General features: G+C 38.4%; 21 protein-coding genes. 12 read left to right on the forward strand and 9 right to left on the reverse strand.

The window, feature by feature from the left end:
• Positions 1-150 precede the first annotated feature (150 nt).
• The 3 genes from gdhA to FJR45_RS04250 all read left to right on the forward strand — a co-directional run bounded on the left by gdhA (position 151) and on the right by FJR45_RS04250 (position 3,536).
• A complete protein-coding gene (gdhA, locus tag FJR45_RS04240) occupies positions 151-1,500 on the forward strand; it encodes an NADP-specific glutamate dehydrogenase (protein ID WP_347402236.1) in 1,350 nt (449 codons plus the stop codon).
• Positions 1,501-1,624: 124 nt separating this feature from the next.
• On the forward strand, positions 1,625-3,349 hold the full coding sequence (locus tag FJR45_RS04245; RefSeq protein WP_226966471.1) for a mechanosensitive ion channel family protein: 1,725 nt from the start codon (positions 1,625-1,627) through the stop codon (positions 3,347-3,349).
• On the forward strand, positions 3,342-3,536 hold the full coding sequence (locus FJR45_RS04250) for a YwbE family protein (RefSeq protein ID WP_193151499.1): 195 nt from the start codon (positions 3,342-3,344) through the stop codon (positions 3,534-3,536). Before FJR45_RS04245 ends, FJR45_RS04250 begins: the two co-directional genes overlap by 8 nt.
• A gap of 19 nt (positions 3,537-3,555) precedes the next feature.
• Here the strand turns inward: FJR45_RS04250 and FJR45_RS04255 are convergent, their stop codons facing one another.
• The 4 genes from FJR45_RS04255 to FJR45_RS04270 are packed head-to-tail and all read right to left on the reverse strand — an operon-like array spanning position 3,556 to position 7,252.
• Positions 3,556-4,062 carry a phosphatidylglycerophosphatase A family protein gene (locus FJR45_RS04255; RefSeq protein WP_193151500.1) on the reverse strand — a complete coding sequence of 169 codons (507 nt, stop codon included), beginning with the start codon at positions 4,060-4,062 and terminating at the stop codon, positions 3,556-3,558.
• A gap of 8 nt (positions 4,063-4,070) precedes the next feature.
• On the reverse strand, positions 4,071-5,261 hold the full coding sequence (locus FJR45_RS04260; RefSeq protein ID WP_193151501.1) for a sulfate adenylyltransferase: 1,191 nt from the start codon (positions 5,259-5,261) through the stop codon (positions 4,071-4,073).
• Positions 5,239-6,126, reverse strand: a complete 888-nt coding sequence (locus tag FJR45_RS04265; RefSeq protein ID WP_193151502.1) for a response regulator — start codon at positions 6,124-6,126, stop codon at positions 5,239-5,241. The genes FJR45_RS04260 and FJR45_RS04265 overlap by 23 nt, the downstream gene beginning before the upstream one ends.
• A 1-nt stretch (position 6,127) precedes the next feature.
• On the reverse strand, positions 6,128-7,252 hold the full coding sequence (locus tag FJR45_RS04270; protein WP_193151503.1) for a bifunctional 2-C-methyl-D-erythritol 4-phosphate cytidylyltransferase/2-C-methyl-D-erythritol 2,4-cyclodiphosphate synthase: 1,125 nt from the start codon (positions 7,250-7,252) through the stop codon (positions 6,128-6,130).
• 218 nt (positions 7,253-7,470) lie between these two features.
• Here FJR45_RS04270 and thiC point away from each other — a divergent pair, with 218 nt between their 5' ends.
• The gene (gene thiC / locus FJR45_RS04275) at positions 7,471-8,868 is read left to right on the forward strand and encodes a phosphomethylpyrimidine synthase ThiC (RefSeq protein ID WP_193151504.1); all 1,398 of its coding nucleotides are present in this window, start codon (positions 7,471-7,473) and stop codon (positions 8,866-8,868) included.
• Between the two features lie 173 nt (positions 8,869-9,041).
• Entirely contained in the window at positions 9,042-10,202 is a 1,161-nt protein-coding gene (locus FJR45_RS04280) for an Mrp/NBP35 family ATP-binding protein (RefSeq protein WP_193151505.1), read from the forward strand.
• Between the two features lie 53 nt (positions 10,203-10,255).
• Here FJR45_RS04280 and FJR45_RS04285 read toward each other — a convergent pair whose 3' ends face one another.
• From FJR45_RS04285 to FJR45_RS04305, 5 genes are all read right to left on the reverse strand, one after another.
• Positions 10,256-12,103: a GGDEF domain-containing protein gene (locus FJR45_RS04285; RefSeq protein ID WP_193151506.1), complete on the reverse strand. Its 1,848-nt coding sequence runs from the start codon at positions 12,101-12,103 to the stop codon at positions 10,256-10,258.
• A 100-nt stretch (positions 12,104-12,203) separates the two neighbouring features.
• Positions 12,204-12,401, reverse strand: coding sequence for a hypothetical protein (locus FJR45_RS04290; protein ID WP_193151507.1), 198 nt, complete (start codon positions 12,399-12,401; stop codon positions 12,204-12,206).
• 363 nt (positions 12,402-12,764) lie between these two features.
• Entirely contained in the window at positions 12,765-13,367 is a 603-nt protein-coding gene (locus FJR45_RS04295; RefSeq protein WP_193149934.1) for an ISAs1 family transposase, read from the reverse strand.
• Between the two features lie 264 nt (positions 13,368-13,631).
• Positions 13,632-15,446: a glutamine--fructose-6-phosphate transaminase (isomerizing) gene (gene glmS, locus FJR45_RS04300; RefSeq protein WP_193151508.1), complete on the reverse strand. Its 1,815-nt coding sequence runs from the start codon at positions 15,444-15,446 to the stop codon at positions 13,632-13,634.
• A gap of 178 nt (positions 15,447-15,624) precedes the next feature.
• On the reverse strand, positions 15,625-18,126 hold the full coding sequence (locus tag FJR45_RS04305; protein ID WP_193151509.1) for a [protein-PII] uridylyltransferase family protein: 2,502 nt from the start codon (positions 18,124-18,126) through the stop codon (positions 15,625-15,627).
• 273 nt (positions 18,127-18,399) lie between these two features.
• Between FJR45_RS04305 and FJR45_RS04310 the strand changes: the two genes are divergently transcribed.
• From FJR45_RS04310 to FJR45_RS04340, 7 genes are all read left to right on the forward strand, one after another.
• Positions 18,400-18,687, forward strand: a complete 288-nt coding sequence (locus FJR45_RS04310; protein ID WP_193151510.1) for a putative quinol monooxygenase — start codon at positions 18,400-18,402, stop codon at positions 18,685-18,687.
• Between the two features lie 3 nt (positions 18,688-18,690).
• The gene (locus FJR45_RS04315; protein ID WP_193151511.1) at positions 18,691-19,866 is read left to right on the forward strand and encodes a class II aldolase/adducin family protein; all 1,176 of its coding nucleotides are present in this window, start codon (positions 18,691-18,693) and stop codon (positions 19,864-19,866) included.
• A gap of 189 nt (positions 19,867-20,055) precedes the next feature.
• On the forward strand, positions 20,056-20,565 hold the full coding sequence (locus tag FJR45_RS04320) for a transposase (RefSeq protein WP_193151512.1): 510 nt from the start codon (positions 20,056-20,058) through the stop codon (positions 20,563-20,565).
• Positions 20,566-20,758: 193 nt separating this feature from the next.
• Positions 20,759-22,321: an autoinducer-2 kinase gene (gene lsrK, locus FJR45_RS04325; protein WP_193151513.1), complete on the forward strand. Its 1,563-nt coding sequence runs from the start codon at positions 20,759-20,761 to the stop codon at positions 22,319-22,321.
• 279 nt (positions 22,322-22,600) lie between these two features.
• A complete protein-coding gene (mqnE, locus tag FJR45_RS04330; protein WP_193151514.1) occupies positions 22,601-23,638 on the forward strand; it encodes an aminofutalosine synthase MqnE in 1,038 nt (345 codons plus the stop codon).
• 57 nt (positions 23,639-23,695) lie between these two features.
• Positions 23,696-24,454: a glycosyltransferase family 2 protein gene (locus FJR45_RS04335; RefSeq protein ID WP_193151515.1), complete on the forward strand. Its 759-nt coding sequence runs from the start codon at positions 23,696-23,698 to the stop codon at positions 24,452-24,454.
• Entirely contained in the window at positions 24,451-25,266 is an 816-nt protein-coding gene (locus FJR45_RS04340; protein WP_193151516.1) for a DNA ligase, read from the forward strand. Before FJR45_RS04335 ends, FJR45_RS04340 begins: the two co-directional genes overlap by 4 nt.
• The last annotated feature ends 21 nt before the right edge of the window (positions 25,267-25,287 follow it).

Genomic DNA, 25,287 nt, shown 5'->3' on the forward strand with positions numbered 1-25,287 from the left:
TTTCACATAATAATATGTTATATATTATGACTGACTTAAAGCAGGGGCTTTTATGATAAATTTGTGACTTTTTTCAATAGTTTTTACTTTTTTTCCTGCTTGTGCTACAATTCCTTCACAATAGTAGTTTATAAAGGATTCTTTTTGTCAATAGCAGAGAAGGAAATTAAAAAATTTGAGCATGGTAACTGTGCTGAAAACAATGTGTTTTACCAGGCGATGGAAGAGGTAATTTACTCGATTGCCCCGTTGCTCGAGTCTGACGAGAGATACAGCAGATTTGGAATTTTAGACAGGTTGGTCGTTCCTGACAGAATTATAAAGTTTAAAGTGACCTGGCTGGATGACAATAATCAAATACAGGTCAATACAGGATACAGAGTACAGTTTAACAACGCACTCGGACCCTATAAAGGAGGACTTCGTTTTCATCCGAGTGTAAATGAAGGGATTTTGAAGTTTTTGGGTTTTGAACAGATTTTAAAAAACTCACTGACGGGTTTACCTATAGGTGGTGCCAAAGGCGGCAGTGATTTTGATCCAAAAGGAAAAAGTGACTTTGAAGTTATGAAGTTTTGTACAGCTTTTATGACAGAGTTGCATAAATATATCGGACCGCGCATAGATGTTCCTGCCGGTGACATCGGAGTCGGTGCACGAGAAATCGGCTATCTCTTTGGAGAGTATAAAAAGATTACATCTTCATACGAAGGTGCTTTGACGGGAAAACCCTATTTTTTAGGAGGCTCTTTAATGCGCCCCGAAGCAACAGGCTACGGGGTGGTCTATTTTACACAGAGTATGCTTGAAATTGAAAACAAAGAGCCGCTTGAGGGTAAAATATGTACAGTCAGCGGTGCGGGAAATGTTGCTTTACATGTAATCGAAAAGCTGCAGGAAATCGGTGCTGTTGTAGTGACATGTTCGGATTCTCACGGGACAGTGTATGATCCAAGAGGGATTGATCTGGCTCTGGTAAAAGAGTTAAAACTGAATCGAAGCAATTCTTTGGAAATGTATGTACAGACACATACAGAAGCAAAGTATACGCCTGTATCAGAGTACCCTGAAGGAGAGCATGCTGTTTGGAATATTCCATGTTATGCGGCATTTCCGTGCGCTACACAAAACGAACTCTTTGAAGCGGATGCGCGGAATCTTATAGAAAACGGCTGTGTGAGTGTTTCTGAGGGTGCGAATATGCCATCGACTCCAAATGCTATTGCCTTGCTGCAATCGCATAAAGTATGTTTTGCACCAGCTAAAGCTGCCAATGCAGGCGGTGTGGCTGTGAGTGAATTTGAGATGAGCCAAAATGCTTCTATGAGTAAATGGAGTTATGAAAAGGTGAACTACAAACTTGAGGAGACGATGCAGATGATCTGTAAACGGGTGGCACTTACGGCAAAAGACTATGGAGTAGAGGGGAATTATGTTGACGGTGCAAATATTGCAGGGTTTAAAAAAGTAGCTGATGCTATGATAGCGGAAGGTATATAAAGGATGTCCCATTAAAAAAGTTCAAATAATTTTACTGGCTTTTGTTTTTATATTTGCCGGCACATTAAGTGCAAAGGTAAAATATTCAGAGTTTATAGATGCACAGTTACAGCTGGTGTATCAAATGAATGATGCAAATCTCTCTCAGGAGCAGATAGAAAATTTACTGCAAAAACAGGAATACATGTATGATCAGGAACTCAATACTATCATCTCAAACAAACAGCAGTATATTGAGAATGTGCAGGATTTCAACAAGGAAATATTTTCACTGAAAAAAATCATCGCGATTAACAAACGGCTTGGCAACGGATATGCTGTTATCAGAGATGAGGCACAGCTGAAGTCGTATGAAATTGTAAAAAATCAGAACATATTGATTAAAAACGTACTTTTGTCGTTGGATGTGCCGAGTATTGGGGATTTTGAAGAAAAATTAAATATTTATACGGCACAAAATCAAGAAGCCCTGAGTAAAATTACAGCAAAAGACTATAAACATATTTTGGCACTCAAAGATCCTTCTCCCATCTTAAAAGCGGCAAAAAAAAATATAGAGGAATACTATGCGCTGCAGGAGATAAACAGTGATTTTATAGCCTTTTTATACAAAGCGGAGAATAAACTCTACCGACTGAACAAGTATGTCAAATACCATATAATCAAGCCTGTTGTTTTTATAAATTCTTTTACTCCGGTGAAAGCTGTCGATGGCTTTTTAGAGTCGTACGGACTGAGTGTTGTGAAGCTTATTATTATCTTTTTGCTGATTTTGGTGATTTACGTTTTAAGAAAAGTTTTTTATATTGCATTGCAAAAACTGTTTCTTCAAATAGACTTTTTAAGCAGATATTCTGAACAGATTCTTGAAAAACTGCGTAAAAGCATAGAGGTCCTCATCTTGATCATTAATGTAAACATGGTCATATATGTTTACAATAATTTCAGCTCCATAGAAGAAGTGAGCCGTATATTTAACATGATATACGGCTTTTATTTTACATATATTATCTATATTATTGTCAATACGGCAGCTGTTATCAAGCTCAATACTTTTGAGAAAGAAAAATCAAATATAAAAAGTGAACTGATAAATGTCGGATTGAAAATCATCAATTTCTTTATTGTTATTGTCGGTTTGCTGATTGTTCTGTATTTTGCCGGTGTTGACTTGACCGCTGTACTTTCTGGTCTTGGAATTGGTGGTTTTGCGGTTGCTTTTGCAGCAAAAGATACAATTTCAAACTTTTTTGGAACACTCTCTGTCCTTTTCAGCGATGTATTTTCACAAGGCGACTGGATAGAAGTTGACGGCAAAGAGGGTGTGGTTGTAGAAATCGGTCTGCGTGTGACAACACTGAGAACCTTTGACAATGCGCTCATTGCCATTCCAAACGGTACTTTTGCATCCAAAGATATAAAAAACTGGAATAAAAGAAAACTTGGACGCAGAATAAAGATGAAACTGGGTGTAAAATATGACTCCAAACAAGAAGATATTAAAAATGCCATCAAAGAAATTAGAGAGATGCTGCAAAATCATCCGCAAATTGCAACAAAAAATACAAAATATGAGCATAAAATAGAGTATGGGCATATGGCAAAACTTGTTTCAAAAGATGACCTTGAAGGTGTCAAAAAGACACTGCTTGTATATCTTGATGAATTTGGAGATTCTAGTATTAATATTCTTGTTTATTGTTTTTCAAAATCAGTGCAATGGGAAGAGTGGCTGAAGACGAAGCAGGATGTTATGGAAAAAATAATGATAATTTTTGAGAGAAACTCTTTAGAGTTTGCCTTTCCGTCTCTCTCAATTTATAATGAAACAAAGGATGAACATGAATAAGGGTACAAAAAGAGCAGATATCAAACAGGGCGCTTCTGTCGCAATAGTTTTGAAACAGGACCAGGCAAGCGGCTGTTTAACAGACGGGATTGTCAGAGACATTCTTACAAAGTCTCCAACCCATCCTCATGGTATCAAAGTCCGGCTGATGAGTGGTGAAGTAGGACGGGTAAAAGAGATATATTAGTTAATGGCATGGGGGCTTTTTATATCATTTTACTGATAGAGAGCCATCCCTGCCAGAGCGCAGCTGAGGAGATTCCGGCTGCAAAACCTGCAATAATATCATCTCCCATCACGCCGACTCCACCTTTTGCTTCACGGTCTATTCTCCCTATAATGGAGGGTTTTGTTATATCAAAATATCGAAAAAGAACAAAAGAGAGAAGTGACTGCACCAAAAATCCGTTTTGAAGATCCATTATCTCAGTGCTGGCAACACCGACAGCCGGTGCAACGCTGAGTGCAAACCACATCCCGGCAAGTTCATCTATCACTATTCTTTGGTCGTCATGGTTTCCTGATTCTTCTTCATATCTGTTTATAACCTTAATGGCAATAATAGAAATGAGCAGTGCAGCCAAAAAAAGTGTGGTTGCATCAAAGTAGACAAGTATTGCCATACCAAGCGGCAGTGAAACCAGTGTTCCCATAGTTCCTGGAGCTTTGGGAGAGAGTCCGCTGTAGCCTAAAGTGAGAAAAAACCAGTTCATTGTTTTCCTTATGTCAGTGATGTTGTTTGGTAGAGTTTCATCAGTTCAAGATAAAAATCTTTTTCTGTATGTTCTTCAAGTAAACCTTTTACCGGGAAAGTGTCATAATAGAGTTTTTCAAGATTTTTAAACCTGTTTGGAAAGAGCTTGGAAAGCAAAAATGATGAAATTTCTTTCCGTATAAGAACAGCAGGGGGTAAAAGTCCTGCCTCCAAAAGTGCCAAAATAGAGTCTGCATGGTAAGAGATCTGATGATGCTGTCCGTGAGGACAGGTGTTTTTGCTCACAAGCGTTTTACACTCATCACAGTATACATACTCACTTGCAACGGTAATCTCGATATCTATGCCTGTAACTTTGTCTATAATTGATTTGTTTGAATTACAATCATAAAACATGCCCAGACCGGCATGATTACGGCCAATAGTCAGTCTGTCACAGCCATAGTTTTTTGCGACAATTGCATCAACAATAATTTCATTGTACCCTGCAAAGATATAGCTGTTTTCAAGAGGAATAATGATTACTCGGTTTTTAGGAAGAAAATTATTTATAAAATACTCCAATGCCTCTTTTCGTATTTCATATTTTAAGTTTGCATTGTCATAAGGTTTGAGTAAAAATATAACAAGCAGATCGGTATTTTCGAGTGTTTGACGAATCAGTCTTTCATGGGCACGGTGAAGCGGATTTACTCCCATCATCAAAGAAGAGGTGTGTTTTGCTCCTATGAGTTCTTTTGCTTTTTGAATTTTTATTTTGTTCTTGTGTTTTGTTTTGTTGATAATGGTATAGTTACCACTAAGCGCCCAGGTGCCTATTCTTTTGATGGTGGCCATGACACCCGGGTGGGTGAGGTCATCAGTGCCGTAGATATGCTTCACCCGTTCTTTGGGATCAATTTGAAAAGTTTCTTCGACACGGAGCACAGCAAACTCTTTACCGTTGCAGATAATAGTGACTTCCTCGTCCGGCTCTAAGGTAGGAATGATTTTTTCATTCTTTTTGCCCGAAGGAGCCAATATAAAAGGAAAGGGGAAAGACTGTCCGTTCACAAGACCGGTTTGTAGGACTTCCTTGGATTCCTGTTCATTCATAAGTTTTGTTACAGGGGACAAAAGCCCTTCTGACACGAGCTCAAGGACAGAGGCAGCCTCTTTGTCTATATAAATTGTTTTATTTTTTCTTGATGATGTCATATTTCTTTCTTTTTTCCCATAAACTCTTGCGGCTTATTCCAAGTTTTTTTGAGAGTTCTGTATCCGGATATTTGTCTTGATAGTTTAAAACAATGAATTTGACATAATCTTCTATAGGTAGGATTTCTCCTTTGTCAAAAACATTGCTTTCGCTTTTTATCTCTATAACAGGGTAGGCGACTTCCTCAATTTTATCACTGCTGGCAATAATGGCTTTTTTCCCTTGTATAAGGTCACAAAAGCGTTTTTTATCACTTTTTTTGAGTGCCTGATAATCAATGATATATATAATGGAATTTTGCGGCAGGGAAGCTATCTCATTTAATGCTTTTGAATCACTTAATGATAAAAAATGTATGGGAAGATTTTTCTTTTGGGCATATTCAAAGGCGAATGCATCTGCATATTTCTGAAAATTGGATGATACAAAAAGCGGCAACTCGATTTCATCCAAATTTTGTTCATGTTTTGTATTGGAAAATGTATGTGCAAGATATTTTTCATAGGCTTCATTGCGTTTTTTAAGTTTTTCATAATCCTGATAATGGTCGATTTTTCGTACCAGTTCTTCAATCATAAAAGGTTTGAGGATATAGTCCTTTGCCCCGGCACTCAGTGGTTTTGAAACCGTGTCATTACTGATGTAGGAAACCATTAAAATGACGATAGAATTCTTAAATGTTTCTATAAGCGGATTAAAATCCTGTCCGTTAATGTTTGTTGAGAGTAAAACAACATCATAGTTGTTACTTCCGATAGCATCTCTTGTTGATGTACACATTTCACAGGTATGGCCAAGTTCGCCTAGTTTTGTTGCAATACTCTGGGCTAAATACACTTCATTTTCTATAATTAATATCTTCATGTTATCCTATTATCTTCCAGTTAAAATATTTTAAATTTGCATTGGCAATGACTCCAACACCTTCACTTCTGCCAATAAAACCAAGTTTTTCTGTGGTTGTTGCTTTGACATTGACTCTTGCTTTGTCGATTTTGAGTATCTTTGCAATAGTTTTTCTCATTGCATCTTTATAGTTTGCAATTCTTGGTTTTTGCGCGGCTATTGTAATGTCTGCATTGACAATTTCAAAACCGTAGCTATAGATTTTTGTCACGACTGTTTGTAACAGTTCTTTTGAATCTATACCTTTGTAGGTACTGTCGTTGTCCGGAAACAGCATGCCTATATCACCCATACCGGCAGCCCCTAAAAGGGCGTCTATAAGTGCGTGCAGGGCAACGTCTCCGTCACTGTGGGCTTTAAATCCGTAATCAGCGTCAATCTCTACACCGCCAAGAAACATTTTTCTTTTTTCGTCAAAAGCATGGACATCAAAACCGTTGCCGCTTAAAATGTCACTTGAGGGTGCTTCGAGGCATGGAAGCCTGTTTAAATCATGGGTAAAAGTGATTTTACAGGCATCTTCATCTCCCGCAACAAAGGTACGGGTGCCTCCGTAGGCAACAATGGCACTGCTCTCATCTGTAAATTCCGTGGATGTCTGCAGGGCTTTTTGCAGTATTTTAGTGCGGGAGAGTTGGGGTGTTTGGATTTTTTTGACTTTGTCTCTGTCTATTGTCGTATTTTCATATACTATGGTGTCTGTTACCGGTAAAAAAGGAACGATACAGTCAGCTTCTTCTTTTTGTGCAAGTATTCTTTGAAGCAAATCTTCGCTGATACAGGCTCTTGCTATATCACTGACTAGAACATATTCACTCTTTACATGTAGTAAGGCATTTTGCAAAGAGTCTTGCCTGGAACTGCCCCCTTTTACAAAAGAGTAATCGGCATAATTTTGCATAAAGGCAATATCTTCTTCGGATGAGACAACAATAATTTCTGAAAAAAGTCCGCTGTGAGCAAACCTGTCTGCTACAAACTGCCATAAAGGTTTGTGCTGTATGCGTAACCACTGTTTTTTTACAGAGGTGTCAAAGCGACTAGAACTACCGGCTGACAATAGTACAAGCGTTAAATCAGACAAATAGTCTCCTACATATATAAAAGTGTTACGAAATTATACACATAGAAAGCTTTTTTTTATCTTGAATGTGTAAATTTGTCATTTTTATGTTCACATTTTTTGACTAAGCACTTACATAAATAATCTCATCAATTCATTCACTTTATGTTAGATTAACTTTATTTGATTATATTTCCATCATATATAAAGAATGAAAATATAATATTGAGGAGTAGCTTATGAGATCTTCATGGGTAAAAGAGCGAGAGGGTGATTCTGTAAGAACACAGATGCACTACGCAAAGAAAGGCATCATCACACAAGAAATGGAGTATGTTGCAAAAATAGAAGATTTGTCTCCTGAACTGGTTCGTAGCGAGATAGCACGCGGCAGACTGATTATACCGGCAAATATTAACCACACATCATTGGAGCCAATGGCTATCGGAATTGCGAGTAGATGTAAAATCAATGCAAATATCGGTTCTTCTGCAATTGCCTCTGATGTACAGGGTGAAGTAGAAAAGATGGAGGTCTCTCAACACTATAAGGCAGATACAGCAATGGATCTCTCAACCGGCGGTGATCTGGATGAAATCAGAAAAGCTGTAATCGCTTCTTCAAAGATTCCTATCGGAACAGTGCCTATTTATCAGATTTTACATGATGTCGGTAACAAAATTGAGGATTTGACAATAGATGTTATGCTTGAAGTTTTGGAACGTCAGGCTAAACAAGGGGTCTCTTACTTTACAATTCATGCGGGTTTCCTGCTTGAGACTATGCCTAAAGTTGCAAAACGCAAAATGGGTATTGTTTCCCGCGGCGGTTCTTTAATGGCTGCCTGGATGATGCACTATCACAGAGAAAACCCTTTTTATACTGCATTTGATGATATTTTGGATATTTGTGCAAAGTATGATGTTTCTTTGTCTCTTGGAGATTCTCTTCGTCCCGGTTGTCTGGCAGATGCCTCTGATGAAGCGCAGCTTGGTGAACTTAAAGTGCTTGGAGATTTAACGCTTCGTGCCTGGGAAAAAGATGTGCAGGTTATGATTGAAGGTCCCGGGCATGTCCCAATCAATCAGATTGAGCGCAACATGAAGATACAGAGAGAACTTTGTCATGAAGCGCCTTTTTATATTCTAGGGCCGTTAGTTACTGATATTGCGGCAGGATATGATCATATCTCTTCTGCAATCGGTGCCGCTGTCGGTGGATGGCACGGAGCGAGTATGCTTTGTTATGTGACACCAAAAGAGCATCTTGGTCTTCCAAATGCAGATGATGTCCGTGAAGGAATTATCGCGTATAAAATTGCGGCACATGCTGCGGATATTGCCAGAGGTCGTAAAGGTGCGCGTGATATTGATGATGCTATGAGTGATGCACGCTACACATTTGACTGGGAAAAACAGTTTGAACTGGCACTTGACAGCGAAAGAGCACGGGAATACCATGATGAGACACTGCCTCAAGATGTATTTAAAGAAGCAGAATTCTGTTCTATGTGTGGGCCTAAATTTTGTTCATACAAAATTACACAGGAAATTATGGACAACCCTGAGGGAATAGAAAGAATTATTCAGGACAATAAAGATAAAGAAGCGGCAGAAGAAGCTGCGGCACTTGTTTAAAATAAAGCTAAAAAGTTATTGATTTAAAACAAGACAATATTTATCTTATTTAGATATAGTACACTTTACAAAATAAAAATTGTTCACTGTTTAAACAGCCGAAGTGTTTCGGAACCTGTCCTGATGGATGGACTGAAAACAGTATAAAAATTAAATAAATTAAAGGAAAACGAATGACTGAAGAAATTGTAAAATCGGCACTCTCAAAAGTTATGTATCCAGGATTTACCAAAGATATCGTAACATTTGGTTTTGTAAAAGATATAGCAATCAACGGAAATGATGTAAGTTTCACTGTTGAAATTACATCATCAGCACCGGAAGTGGCTGCACAGATAGTTGACGAAGCAGAAAAAGAGTTGAAAAATGCAGGTGCAGGTAAAGTTACTGTAAATATTAAAGCACCGCAAATGCCAAAAGAGAGTTCGTCTCAAGGTAAAAATATCGCACCGCAAATTAAAAACTTTTTGATGGTGAGTTCAGGTAAAGGTGGTGTTGGAAAATCAACTACTGCTGTAAATATTGCAATTGCACTTGCGCAACAAGGCAAAAAAGTAGGTCTTTTGGATGCTGACATTTATGGTCCGAATATTCCTCGTATGTTAGGTATTTCTGATCAAAAACCGGAAGTAACAGGAAACAAAGTGCTTCCGATGAAAGCATACGGCATAGAAGTTATGTCTATGGGCTCACTCATGGAAGAAGGGCAGTCGTTAATCTGGCGTGGTGCTATGATTATGAAAGCGATAGAGCAATTCTTGCGTGATATTTTATGGTCAGAATTGGATGTTTTGGTAATCGATATGCCACCAGGAACAGGTGATGCGCAGCTTTCACTTGCACAGTCTGTTCCTGTAACTGCAGGTCTGACCGTAACAACACCACAGTCTGTTTCTCTTGATGATTCGCGCCGTTCACTCGACATGTTTAAAAAATTAAATATTCCTATTGCTGGAATTGTTGAAAATATGAGCGGATTTATTGCACCTGACACCGGTGTTGAGTATGATATTTTTGGAAAGGGAACATCTCAGCCAATGGCGGATGAATTTGATACGAAAATAATCGCCGAAATTCCAATTGAACCGGCTATCCGTACCGGTGGAGACGAAGGAAAACCAATTATTTTTGCAGACCCGTCATCAGAAACAGCAAAACGTTATATGAAAGCTGCCGAGTCTATCTGGAGTACAATTGAAGAGATCAATGCAAACGGCGGAGTGGACAACCAGTCTGTTCAGCCGACAACACCACCAGGTGTAAGTGCATGTTCAACAGGTTCTTCATCATCACAACAGCAACAAAGCAGTGGCGGCGGATGCGGCTGTAGTTAAAAAGTTATAAATAAGCAGCGCTTTTGCGTTGCTTAGTCTCTTTCTAACCTTTTCTATCGTAAATTTTCATCCTCTGACATCTCCGGTTTATACTCAACAATTTTATTTCTTCCTGTCGTTTTTGCCACATACAAAGCAGTATCTGCATATTTAATACATTTCCAAATCGTATCCCCGTCTTTAGGAAACTTGGATATACCTATACTCATGGTTTTTTGTATGGTTTTTCCGTTGCCGACATCAAAAATAAGTTTTGAAAATTCAGAGTGAATTTTTGAAGCAATCATTTTTGTTCCTTCATCTGTGGCATTGTGCAGCAGGACAACAAACTCTTCTCCGCCGTATCGAATAGCCAGGTCTGATTCTCTGATACTGCTGCGAAGTACTTCTCCTATTTTGGCAATGACTATGTCTCCTACATCATGCCCGTAGGTGTCATTGACTTTTTTAAAGAAATCAACATCAAGCATTAAAACACTGTATGTTGTATTGTCCCGTTTTGCCTGATTTGCAAAAGTGTCTATAAACTCTTCGAGAAATCTTCTGTTATAAAGTCCTGTCATTGCGTCTCTGAGAGAGGTGTCACGGAGTTTTGACATTAAAATTTTACTCTCTATAACCGGTTTAGCCGCTTCAAGATAGTTTTCAATACTTTTAATAAAACTATTGACTCTGTTTAATTCATTTTTCTCTTTGGTTGTAATGGAAATGACAAGAGAGTTTTCATCATTAATTGTAAAAGGAATACATATATACTCCAATCCTTCACAACTGCATTCTCGGCATAAATTGACAAATTCACTTGAGATTACTGCTGTATTTGTTCTGTGTGCTCTGCATAATGACGCTTCTTCGTCCACTTTGTCATTACAGACACTTTTGCCGTTGGAGATATAAATAAGCTTTCTTGTGGCCTTGAGTGTATCTATTTCATAAAATGCAAAATGGGAAAGCTTATATTTATTACTCAGTACATCTATAATTCTTTGATAGACTATCTCTTTAGTAAGATCATGTTCTATCGTCTTTTTGAATTTATATATATCTGAGAGTTCCCCGATGATTGTTTTTGCTTCATGAAGAGGGTCACTTGAAGAGACACATCCCTGGGGAATAAATGTTGCAAGGTTGTATTTTATATCGCCAAAGGTCTCCTGCATCTTTCGAAAGAGCGTATTGAGCTGGTCGACAATATTTTTTGCATCACCTTTGACTTTTGTGGTAAATTCATAGGAAAAGTCTCCCTTATAAGCTTTTCTTATTCCTTTTTGCATATTGGAGAAAAGCTCCATATAGGGTGTCACATAATGGTTGATCAGCAGTAATACAATGACAATGAAAAGAAGATTTATCCCAAGTATTTTTAAAATAGTGAACATCCCTGCATTGCGCATATCGGTAATATCAAATTCCATACTGATGGCTCCGAGTGTATCTCCGCGCTGAACATTATGACAGGAGAGGCAGTTTGGACCGTTTGCAACTGTGGCTTTATACGGGATTGTAATTCTAAGCATGGAGTTTTCAGTCGATTCTGAAATTTTCTGAACCGTTTCCCCTGTTTTTAAAACTTCTTCATCAATCGCATCTCTTACTGTTTCACTGTTAAAGCCTTTTCCGTATTGTTTGATGACTTTGTCAGAACGGACAATCCACAAGTTTTTGATTTTATCATTGTTGGAGCTGATCTGGTTGAGAAAATAACTTCTTTTGTCCATAATACCGTTGACCATATGTGCTGTCAACCCATCTTTGACGATGGCTGCCGCCATTGTGGCTCTTTGTGTGGCATCTTTTATGCTGTATTCCCTAAAATTTAAAGAGACATTTACGATAGTGGCCAAACCAAGACCCAAAAGCATTAAAGCGACAAAGAGTAGGAGTTTTGATTTTGTTTGCATAGTATTCACTTATAATAGGATTGTTTTTATTATATTAGCCAGAAACAAATTAATTTAAAGTGAAAAATGTTATTTTTCTTTGAAGTAGCACCACAATCCTCTAAAAACTAAATTTTAATATTTGAGCGATAGAGTCATCCAAATCCCATCTATTGTTGATGAGTTGTTCTTGTATAGATTTTGCACCATTAAGGTGTAAAATATTCAAAATCATACTTCTAAGAATAGTCATTAAAAATGGATTTAAATGACAATTATGAGCATCTTCTAAAAGTGAATTATCTTTGTATTGATGCATGGTTTCCACTTTCCAATGGTGTAAAATTTTATTGTGAAAGAATTCTGCACTTTCATGAAAATTTGCAATACAGAATTGAATTCTAGTGCTATTAGTAATCTCGCCAGTTTTATGATTTGTTGACTCTACTTTTTTTATAACTTTTATTATTAAGCGAATATGAGTTATGCCATTGATGAAAAAGTAGTTGGTTGATATACAAACACCTTCCTATTAATCCATTCATTAGATTGTTGGACAGGTTTAGCCTTGTAAATATTTGTCGGTTTTATATCTCTTGAAATTTCATCTATTTTATCAAGTAAGGTTTTTTGATTATCTTTTACCTTGGCAATATATTTTGAACCACTATTTTCGATAGCATCAAGAGTTTTTTTGGGTATTCATTGCATCAAAAGTAAAGATAAATTCATCTCCCAATTCCCCTATCATAGCCTGAAGGGCAGGTATTTCATTCGACTTCTCTGCTATTTGTTGATGAGCAATTATTACCCCTATCTCAGATAAAACAGCACCAACTACTTCTATTGATCTCTTATCTTTGTATTTGCTGCCATTCATAACCTTGCCATCTACGCTCAGGTGCTTTCCTCTTGTATCGACATAGGTTCTTATCCATTTCCTAAAAACAACTTCAACTTCTTGGCTATCAACTTTCGCTAACACATCAGAAACCAAACTTTTCTTTGGTGTTAATATAAACTCTACACCTAATAATCTTTTAACTTGTTCTTTTTGAATATGCTTCTCTATCCAAATAGATATTTGCTTATAGTCAGTTGCTCCCATCAATCCAGCCAATACTGAAAGATATAAAATATGTTCTAGTCGGTGTCTTTTACCTTGAGGTTTCCGATAGTCTGTCACCTCTGAAAACAATTTTAAAAGTTGATTTGATTGGGCTTGATCTGCATACCCTCTTATAGAACGCTTTTTCGCTAATTTTTCTCTTGTTTTTGTTGCCATATGTAATCACTTTAGTTTTTTAGAGTTTAAGCAATTATTGTTCTTCTTTTAAATTCCTGTTTTTTTAGGATTGGGGTGTTGAAGTACGGCTGAAAGTGGTAAAAAAGCTAAAAACAGTCGGCACTAAAGTACCGATTCCAAGGAGTCACTACATTTTGGAACCCTTTCTTTAGGGTCAATACCATGTAAGTTACGCAGTTTTTTCGGAACCCATCCTTTAGGGTGGGCGTTGCAGGCATAGAAAATACAGCTTTCAGGAAATACCTATTCTACCGTAACACTTTTTGCAAGGTTTCTTGGCATGTCTACATCATTTCCGAGACGAATCGAAATTTCTAAGGATAAGAGTTGTAAAACAACCATCATTTCAAAAAACTCCAGCATATAGTGTTCATGTTTTTTTGTCTGGATGAAATCATCCGCCTTGTCAAATTCCAAAGGACTGATGGCACAGATAGTAGAATCTCTCGCACTCAGCTCCTCAACATTGCTTTTTGATTTTTCATAAAGCATGTGCTGCGGAAGCAGGGCAATGGTAAAAAGTTCCGGATCGGCCAAGGCGATAGGTCCGTGTTTCATCTCTCCGCTGGGATAGCCTTCGGCATGGAGATAAGAGATCTCTTTGAGTTTCAAGGCACCCTCAAGAGCCAACGGAAAGAAAACATCCCTGCCGATAAAGAAAAAACCGTGTCCGTGCAGATAGCGTTTGGACAATCTTTTAATACGCTCATGCATTGCATCCTCTATATGTACGCTTGTCGGAATTGCGCGCAGATAGTGTATATGTTGTGTGAGTTCATCTTTGGTGAGTGTTTTTTTGCTTTGTGCTACATGTAAAGCAAGCATCCAGAAAACCGTGACCTGCGTTGCAAAGGCTTTTGTCGAAGCCACCCCTTTTTCAATACCTGCCCGCGTGAGTATCGTTTTGTCGGCAATGCGGACCATGGAAGAGTTGTCAACATTACAGATAACAAGCGTTTTTAAGCCTGCTTTTTTGGCCATTTTGAGTGTCTCAAGTGTATCTGCAGTCTCACCGCTTTGGGAGATGACAACAAAAAGTGTCTCTTTACTCATGATGGGTGAACGGTAGCGAAACTCTGAAGCAACTTCAACAGAAGTTTTTATTTTTGCATAGCGTTCAAACAGGTAAGAGGCTGTCAGGGCGGAGTGATAGGAAGTACCGCAGGCACATAGTTTTATCTCGTTGATAGCTTCAAAAAAATCCTTTCCCAGTTCATCAAAAATGACTGCATCATCACTTAAACGCCCTAAAAGTGTATCGGTAATGACAGAGCTCTGTTCATATATCTCTTTTTCCATAAAAAAACGGTACCCCTCTTTTTGTGCGGAGAGTTTGTTGTTTGTAAGCTGTATAAAGTGAGGCTCTTTTTTTTCATGGGTTTTGTCATAAATAACAAGTTCAGCAGGTGTGGCATAGCCGTAATCACCGTCTTCAAAATAATTGACTTCATTACACTGTCCGATAAGCGGTGTGTCTGAGGATGCAAAATATTTTTCATTTTCTTCGTTGATGCCTACAAGCATGGGAGAGCCATTTTTTGCAAAAAATATTTTATTTTTTTCCTCTTTTGTGACTAAAAGAATTGCATAGGCCCCTTTGAGCTCAGAAATTGTTTGCTCAAAAGCTTCAAAAGCATTTTTGGTGTTTTTCAGGTTTCTTTCAAATTGATGGACAATCACTTCGGTATCTGTCTGGCTTAAAAAAATGCTGCCTTCTTTAATGAGTTCTTTTTTTAACTCTGCATAGTTTTCTATAATGCCGTTATGCACGACATAGGAGTGTACTCCGGTATGGGGGTGAGCATTGAGCTCTGTCGGCTTGCCGTGTGTTGCCCATCTGGTATGACCGATACCGACAGCAAAGCCTCTTGTTTCAAAATTTTTTGTTTTTTCTTCAAGATTGACAAGTTTGCCTACTGCTTTGAAACTAAAAAAGTCATCATTGTTAAGAAGAGCAATCCCAGCAGAGTCATAGCCTCTGTATTCAAGCTCTTTCAGACCGTTTAGTAAAATTTCTTTTGTATTTTTGTTTCCTATATATCCGACAATTCCGCACATGCAGTACCTTTATTTTGTATTTTTAGAGGTGCCCTTCACTGCCATTAAGTTAAGCATTTATTTGGAACCGGTACTTTAGTGCCGGCTGAGAGTGGCAAGACTATTGCAACAGCCGGCACTAAAGTACCGGTTCCGAGAAAGCATTAATTTTCTTAACTTAATGGCATTGAAGGTACCCTTATGATAATAAATCATAAATTTTTTCAACATTATTACATATATTGTTTTGTTTTTCCATTAAAAAACTGTCTCGGACCTTGTATTTGCTTGAGTGGATTTTTGCTGTGATAATATTGATATGCAGCTCCTCAAATTTGTGCATGACATAGGCCAAAAGCCCTATCTGGTTTGCCGTATGAATTGTCAGTTCGGCATGCGTCATTGAGTGTTCACAGTCAATTGCAATCTCTTCTCTTTTGATGTGAATTTTTTTGAGTTTGACCTCTTTGTCCATATCAAAAGCATTGTCAATGGTGTCCTGAATTTCAACGAGTACATTAGAGTCTACATTCTGTATAAACTCGATTTTAAAATATTTAATGCCGTCAAAGAGGGTGAATATCTCCATCGAAGCGACATTGAGATGTGCCAGGGTAGCGAGAAGATAACCGATATTTAAAGGAATACGCCGATAAATTTCTATACTCAAAGAGTTGATGTTTTTGACTCGGAAACTGTACTCTTTTGTCTCTTTTGCGATTTTTGCAATATTGATAATATCAACAGGCGAGTGTTTAAAGAAAAAGAGATTTGATTCTATTGTTAAAACTTTTTTCTGCAACAGACTCGGGAGTTCTTTAAACTCGTCAAGATTTCTGACTCTAGCTTCTATAAGCAGTCTTTTTTTTGCATCGGTAATTCTTCCTGTGTTCTGGGCAACCTCAAGAGCGCTTAAATACAAATCATACAAAAGTTTTGCATTAAAAGCATTGTAGATATCTCCGCCTACACCGCTGATATCGGCATAGGTGAGAATGTAAAGCAGTTGAAGGTTTTTGGCATCACCCACTTTTGACATAAATTTATAGAGTGTTTTTTCATTGTGTATGTTTTCTTTGAAGGCTACACTGCTCATAAGAATATGGTGCCGAACAAGAGTGACCGCTCTTTTTGTCTGCTCTTCATTTAAATGGATATGTTTTGCAAACTGGACAACAAGCTTTGCGCCGACTTCACTGTGGTCCTGTCTTCTTCCTTTACCGCTGTCATGAAAAAATACGACAATTTTGAGAATCAGTTTTTCTTCTTCGCTCAGTGTATCAAAAAGGTTTTGCAAAAAAGGCTCTGTAATGTTTTCCAGGGCCTGAACACATTTGATGGAATGAATATCAACAGGATAGTGATGGTAGCCGTCAAACTGTGGCAGATGCATAACTTTTCGAAAATTCGGAAAAATTTTGGGGAGGATTCCCGCATCATAAAAAAGTTTTAAAAAGGAAGCTATATGGGCTTTTTTAAAGAGTTCTTTTATGAGAAAATAGGTTTTTTCTGCCAGTGGATGGGAAACTTTTGCAACACTAAACTGATGTAAAAAGCCGGCATCAAAACGATAGTCTTTGTCTTCCAGGTCAAGCAGGAGTTGCAGTAAATCGGAAATTTTTTGCTGAGGCAGTTTAAAAGAAGCATAGAGTCTTGCATTGTACTGATAAAAACCTTTTTTGAGCCTGTTTCGCTTGAAAGCTGCTATATGTTTGGCATCATAGATATACGGACGTACCATTTTTTTTACAAAAATCTGTGTGAAGTTATTGATACGCCATCCGGCTTCCAAAACTTTACCGGCAAGTTTTCTCTGTTCTTTAAACCCTAAAAGTTTACTGACTTGGGGAATATATTCCAAAAGCAGTCTGTCTTCTTGTTTGTTTGCTATGAGGTGCAGGGCGCTTCTGACTCTGTAGAGGAGTTCAAGGGCTATACGGAATTCTTTGTACTCTTCATCGCCAAAAACAGTGCCACTGAGTTCTTTGATACTGTTGATGCCATAAATTGTTTTTGCTACCCAGTAGATGAGATGGGCATCCCGTAAGCCTCCAACACTTTCTTTTATGTTTGGTTGCATAGAGGTCGGGTATTTTTTTCTTCTTTTTTGTGCCTCTTCTATTTTGGCAAGGAGAAACTCTTTTTGTTCATGCAGACGAATTCTGCCAAGTTCTCTTTGTGTTGCATGCCAGGTAAAGGGAGAGCCTGTGATAAACCTGGATTCCATTAAAGAGGTTTTTATGGTAACATCTTCTGTACTTGCTTTAAAAAGATCATCAACCTCGTGGACTCTGTGCCCGAGCTTCATTCCTGCATCAAGGGCAAGATAAAACAGTTTTTCTATAATAAGTTCACAGTTATACCCCTCGACATCCTGGTAAACGATGAGCAGGTCAATATCACTGTGCACGCAAAGCTGTTCCCGACCGTAACTGCCAAGGGCTATAATGGCTATGGGAATGGAACTGCGCATAGGCAGATAGTTGCCAAAGGCACGGCGCAAAACGGTTTTGTACATTAACTCTATAATAGAATCAAGTTTTTTTGTATGGCGGACCAAAAAATCTTTTCCCTGATTTTTTGTAAAGAGTTCCGGCAGTGATTCTTTATACTCTTTTATATACTGTTTAAAAAGTTTTGAAAGCTCAAAATCAGAGCCTTTTTTTTCTAATACATTTTCTATTTCTAAAAGTAAATTCATAATTGATTATATTGAATTTTTGCTATAATTTGTCTTTAAAATTTAAAAAAGCCAAACAGTGCACAAAGAGTCGGCACTAAAGTACCGATTCCAAGGAGCCAGTATATTTCGGAACCCGTACTTCAGTGCGGGCTGAACACGGCAGAAAAGCCAAACCGTCTATACCCGGAACCCGTACTTTCTATGCTAAAGCATGACTTGTGAGAAAAACTAAATTTTTTTCTGTAGTGCGGGCTGAAAGTGGCAAAAAAGTTAAAAAAAGGGAAAACAAAAATGACAATTACAAAAAGCGTAACATTCATAGCAAAAGAGGGCTGTGAAGAAAAAATGAAAGAACTACTGTCTGCAATGGTAGCACCGAGCAAGGCAGAAAAAGGCTGTATTTTCTATGAAATATTTCAATATAAAAACGATAAAAAAAGATTTATGGCAGTAGAAACCTGGGAAAATGAGGCTGCACTGGACGGGCATAAAGCTTCCGCACATTATAAAGTATATAAATCTTCATACGAGCCATACTGTGAAGATAAATATACAGATGAATTAGAAGTGCTGGGGTAAAGCATGGACAATTTATGGAATGAAAAAAAAGCGGCTACATGTAAAAGTGATTTGGATTTGCGAGTCTACAGTTCGAATCTCTTAGGGCAAAATGATGAACTTGTGCTTCACGGAGGCGGTAATACCTCACTAAAAAGTAAGATAAACGGCGAAGATATATTACATGTAAAGGGCAGCGGCTGGGACTTGGCTAGCATAGAGGCAGAAGGTTTTGCCCCTGTGAAGCTGGATGCACTTTTGGAAATGGCAAAACGCGAGCATTTGAGTGACAGTGAAATGGTACGTCTGCAACGTGAAGCTATGACAGACGAATCGGCACCGAATCCTTCTGTCGAGGCGATTTTGCATGCGCTGATTCCCTACAAATTTGTAGACCATACGCATGCGGATGCCATTGTAACAATTTCAAACTCCGTAAATGGTGACGAGCATATCGTCAGTCTTTTTCCAAACTTTTTAATCGTTGATTATGTTATGCCGGGCTTTGAACTGGCACATACAATTTATAAAATGACAAAAGATTTGGACTGGGAGAGTATTGACGGCATTATTTTACATCATCACGGAATTTTTACTTTTGATAATGATGCCAAAAAGTCGTATGACAAAATGATAGAAGCTGTCACAAAAGCAGAGAAATTTTTGGATGAACAGGCCGTTGTGCATATTGAGCATAATTACGTGCACAGTGACTGCGACATTGGTAAAATTACAAAGGTACTTTCTGCGGCAAAAGGGTATGAAGTCTCTATCAATATCAACCAGTCACCATTAGCCGCATTTTATGCCTCACAGCCGAATTTAAAAGAATTTGCATCCCGCGGTGTTTTGACTCCCGAGCATATCATACGCACAAAAAGAGTACCGCTTGTGATGGAAGATACCAATTTAGAAGCAGCAGTAGAACAATACATGCAAGAGTATAAAGCATATTTTGAAAAATATGCCACTGATGAGGTGATGCTCAATCCTGCACCAAATTATATGATTATTAAAAATCTCGCAGTCATCTCTTTTGGTAAAGACAGAAAAGAGGCGGCCATTATCAATGACATTGTCAACCATACCATGCTGGCAGTCTTACGTGCAGATAAACTCGGCGGCTATCAAAGCATCAGTGAAAAAGAGAGCTTCGCCATGGAATACTGGGAACTGGAACAGGCGAAACTGAAAAAGTAATCTAGTTTTTTATATCTCGGAACCCATCCTTTAGGGTGGGCGAGAGTGGCCAAGAAAGTAACAACAGTCGGCACTGCAGAAAAAAATTTAGTTTTTTTCTAAGTCATGCTTTAGCATAGAAAGTACCGATTCCGGGGTGTCACTTCATTTTGCAACTGAGAAAAAATTTCAAAAAGGCATAAATATAGAATGAACCACACAAAACTGCATCATATCAGCCTTCAAGAGCATTACCAGTTTGTTACCTTTCGTACAGAGGAGAGTGTTGATGCCTATGTACGAAAACTTCTGGAAAATGATGAAAAAGAGTCTGTCAAGCAGTTTCAGATAGACAATTATTTAGACAGTTCAAAAAACGGTGCCTGTTTGTTTGATGAAGCGATTGATGTTTTTATGGATGTTATTTTGGAAGAAGATGAAAAACTTTATGATGTGGAAATTATGGCAATTATGCCAAATCATATTCATTTATTATTCAAGCAAAATGATGATTTAGGTAAAATTATGCAATACATCAAAGGTAAAAGTGCAGTTGAACTCAATAAATTTTTGCAAAAATCAGGAAAATTTTGGGCAGATGGGTATTATGACAAACTCATAAGAGATGAAGAACACTATATAAAAGTTTACAATTACATAAAAAACAACCCTCTCAAAGCCGGACTGAAGGATGAAAGAGTTTTTAGCAAATATGAGTAACAACAGTCGGCACTAAAGTACCGATTCCGGGGAATTGATACATTTTGGAACCCGTACTTCAGTGCGGGCTGAGAGTGGCAGAAAAGTAACAACAGTCGGCACTAAAGTACCGATGCCGGGGAGTCTCTATATTTCGGAACCCATCCTTTAGGGTGGGCGAGAGTGGATTGCAAACTAAAATAAAAGGAAAAACATGGCATATCTTTTAGCAATAGATGCAGGTACTGGGAGCATTCGTGCTGTACTTTTTGATACACAGGGGAAGCAAATTGCCGCAGAACAAAAAGAGTGGACACATTTAGAAGAAGAGGGTGTGGCTGATTCCATGGCTTTTGACTTTGAAAAGAACTGGCTGCTTACATGTAACTGTATTAAAAATGTCATACAAAAAACAAACATTGATGCTGCAGATATTTTGGCACTCAGTGCTACGAGTATGCGTGAGGGAATTGTCCTGTACGACAAAAATGGCAAGGAACTCTGGGGCGTTGCCAATGTCGATGCCCGTGCCTCAAAAGAAGTAAAATATTTAAAAGAAAGATTTCCGGAAATTGAAGAAGAGTTTTACCAAAAAAGCGGACAAACCTTTGCACTTGGCGCCTTGCCTCGTTTGTTGTGGCTTAAAAACAACAGACCAGAACTTTATGAAAAAGTGGTAAATATTTCTATGATAGGCGACTGGATTTTGGCACGATTGAGCGGAGTGATAGCCGTTGATCCGAGTAATGGCGGAACTACAGGGATTTTTTCGCTTGCTTCGCGTACTTGGGAAAAAGAGATGGCACAAAAAGTCGGCATAAAAGAGGAAATATTTCCTCCTGTGTTGGAAACGGGAACGATTCTTGGCAATGTAAGCGAAAAAGTTACAGATGAGACAGGACTGAGCCCCTTGACGAAAGTTGTTATGGGCGGAGGTGATGTACAGCTTGGCTCTGCCGGACTCGGGGTTGTCAAGGAGGGTGATGTGGCAGTTCTTGGCGGAAGTTTTTGGCAACAGGTGGTCAATATTTCAAGCAGCATACAGCCTCCAAAAGATATGAGTATACGCGTAAATCCGCATGTCATAGAGGGGCTTTCTCAGGCGGAGGGCATAACATTTTTCTCAGGGCTGGTGATGCGCTGGTTTCGTGACGCTTTTTGTCAGATGGAAAAAGAAGAAGCCGCTTTGGTGAACAAAGATGTATATGAGATTTTGGAAGAAAAAGCACAGAAAGTTCCCGCAGGCTCTTATAATATTTTACCGATATTTTCCGATGTAATGAAATACGGCAAGTGGTACCATGCCTCACCGAGTTTTTTAAATCTCGGACTTGATGCTGAGAAATACAATCATATTTCGATGTTTCGAAGTTTGGAGGAAAATGCTGCTATTGTTTCAAGCATAAATTTGGAAAAAATAGCCGCATTTGGCGGGGTAAATATAGAAGAGATTGTCTTTGCAGGCGGGGCAAGCAAAGGAAAATTATGGGCGCAGATTCTAGCGGATGTAACAGGCTGTGTGGTAAAAATTCCTAAGGTAACAGAAGCCACGGCACTTGGCGCGGCAATGGCTGCCGGTGTCGGCGTGGGAGTGTATAAAAACCTGCAAGAAGCGGCAAACAGCTTGGTAGTCTGGGATAAAAAATACTTGCCAAATGAGAAGAATAAAGAAGTTTATGACAACTTAAAAAGAAAGTGGCAAAAAGCGTATGAAGTGCAATTAAAGCTAGTTGATGATAATATCACGACTTCAATGTGGAAAGCCCCCGGACTCTGAAAAAGTAAAGTCGGCACTACAGAAAAAAATTTAGTTTTTTTCTAAGTTATGCTTTAACATAGAAAGTACCGATTCCGAGGGATGTCACTGCATTTCGGAACCCGTACTTTAGTGCGGGCTGAGAGTGGTAGGAGAGTAGCAACAGTCGGCACTGCAGAAAAAAATTTAGTTTTTTTCTAAGTCATGCTTTAGCATAGAAAGTACCGATTCCGTGGAGTTTTACTATTTGGAACCCATCCTTTAGGGTGGGCTGAGAGCGCTAAAAAAACAGGTAAAAGAATGAATAACAGAATAAATTTTAAAGATGCAGTAAAACTTTATGAAAGAGACCTTTTTGAACTCGGTGAACTTGCCGATGAAAAGCGTCAGGAGTTACACGGGAAAAAGACATATTTTAATATTAATCGGCATATAAACCCTACAAATGTCTGTGCAGATGTTTGTAAATTTTGTGCCTATTCGGCAACACGTAAAAATCCCAACCAGTACACAATGAGCCATGAAGAGATTATGAAAATTGTTGACAATATAGTGGCACATGACGCAAAAGAGGTACATATAGTTTCTGCCCACAATCCTAATGTGACGCTCGATTGGTATTTGGGTGTTTTTAAAAAAATAAAAGAGAAGTATCCAGCCTTACATGTAAAGGCATTGACTGCTGCAGAAGTGGACTTTTTGTCGCGTCATCATGGGCTTACATATGATGAAGTGCTTGACTTGATGATAGAAAACGGGGTAGATTCTATGCCCGGTGGCGGAGCGGAGATCTTTGATGAAAAGGTTAGAGATTACATCTGTAAAGGGAAAGTGACATCAGACCAGTGGTTTAAAATTCACAGAAAATGGCACGAACGCGGGAAAAAATCAAATGTCACAATGCTCTTTGGGCATGTAGAATCTCGTGAAAATCGCATAGACCATATGATGCGTATACGTGAACTGCAGGATATAACAGGCGGATTTAATGCATTTATACCGCTTGTCTATCAGACCCAAAACAATTACCTTAATATCGACAAACCGATTACGGCAAATGAAATACTTAAAACCTATGCTGTCGCAAGGCTGGTTCTTGACAATGTGCCGAATTTAAAAGCCTACTGGGTGACATCAACAGTCAATTTGGCACTTGTCGCGCAGGAATTCGGGGCAAATGATTTGGACGGTACGATAGAAAAAGAGTCCATCAACTCTGCAGCAGGAGCTGCGAGTGCCAACGGGGTGGATGTGAAAGAGTTTACAGGTTTGATAAAAAACAGTGGCTTTACACCTGTTGAGCGTGACAGTGTTTATAATGAGATCAAGGTCTGGTAGTTGGTGTTTTTGGAACCCATCCTTTAGGGTGGGCTGAGCGTGGAAGGGAAGTTAAACATGAACATATCAGTAATTATTCCAACATACAACCGATACAAACTTTTAAAAAGAGCCATACAATCAATACTTCTGCAAACTTATCTGCCAAAAGAAATTATAGTAATAGATGACGGTTCTACTGATGCTACATGTAACATACAAAAAGATTTCCCAAACATTATTTATCTGTATCAAAAAAACAGGGGTGTTTCTGCTGCTCGTAACCGAGGTATAGAAATTGCACAAAGTGACTGGATAGCTTTTTTAGACTCAGATGATGAATTTTACCCCCAAAAACTACAAAAACAGGTAGATTTTCATAAAGAAAATCCGGATATTTTGATGAGTTATACGCAGGAGCAATGGGTAAGGAACGGTGTTGTGGTAAAAATACCTAAAAAATACAGAAAAATAGGAAAAGATGCTTTTATCGAAAATCTGTCATATTGCAATATTGCTCCATCCTCTGTCATGCTTCATAAAAGTTTGCTTGAAACAGTAGGACTTTTTGATGAGCATTTGGAAGTCTGTGAAGATTATGACCTGTGGCTTCGCATTACATGTAAGCATAAAATAGGGCTTATCAATGAAAAACTCATTAGAAAATATGCAGGGCATGATGCTCAACTCGGGTTTCGAAAAAATATGGATGTATACAGAATAAAAGCGCTTAAAAAACTGCTGCTTACATGTAAGAGTGAAGAAAAAAGGCTTTTAATTCAAAATGAGTTGGCTGGGAAAATTGTAGAGCAACAAAAAAAAGGGATGAAAACATGAAATTTTTACTATTGCTATTACCATTGTTGCTTTTTGGAGCAAAGCCAAAGCTGTTACTCTTGCAAACCTATAAAGACCAAAATATCAGTGGTTGGCTTGTGAGTGAAAAGCTTGATGGCATACGGGCTTACTGGGATGGGAAGCATCTCATCAGTCGTGGTGGTAAAATAATTCATGCACCGAAATGGTTTTTGCAAGAGTATCCGCCGTTTGCCATTGATGGCGAGTTATGGACGAAAAGGGGTGAGTTTGAAAATATTTCGAGTATTGTGCGAGACAGAGTACCGAGTGCGCAATGGAAGAGAATAAAACACTGTATTTTTGAAGTGCCAAATACCAAAGGTGGGTTGTTGCAGCGACTGGAGAAGGTGAAACCCTATGAGGGAAAATATATCAGTATCATTCCTCAGCATACCGTAAAAAACAAAGCAGATTTGATAAAGTTTTTAAAAACAGTAGAAGCAAAAGGCGGAGAAGGTGTGGTTGTTCGTGACCCGCTTGCCCCATATATCAACAAAAGAACAGGCAAAGCATTAAAGGTAAAAACTTTTCATGACAGCGAATGTGAGGTAGTCGCCATCATAAAGGGCAAAGGAAAATACAGCACTGTTTTGGGTGCTTTGCAATGCAGGTTGCCAAACGGCACACTTTTTAAAATCGGTTCTGGATTTAGTGATAAAGAGAGAAGAAACCCGCCAAAAACAGGGGATATTGTCACTTTCAAATATAAAGAGTTTACAAAATACGGTAAACCGAGATTTCCTGTTTTTATGCGGGTACGGTATGAAAAAAAGCTATCTGCGAAAAAGTAAAAATTTGCTATAATGAACAAT

It is taken from the genome of Sulfurimonas sediminis, from assembly GCF_014905115.1.
Taxonomy (GTDB): domain Bacteria; phylum Campylobacterota; class Campylobacteria; order Campylobacterales; family Sulfurimonadaceae; genus Sulfurimonas; species Sulfurimonas sediminis.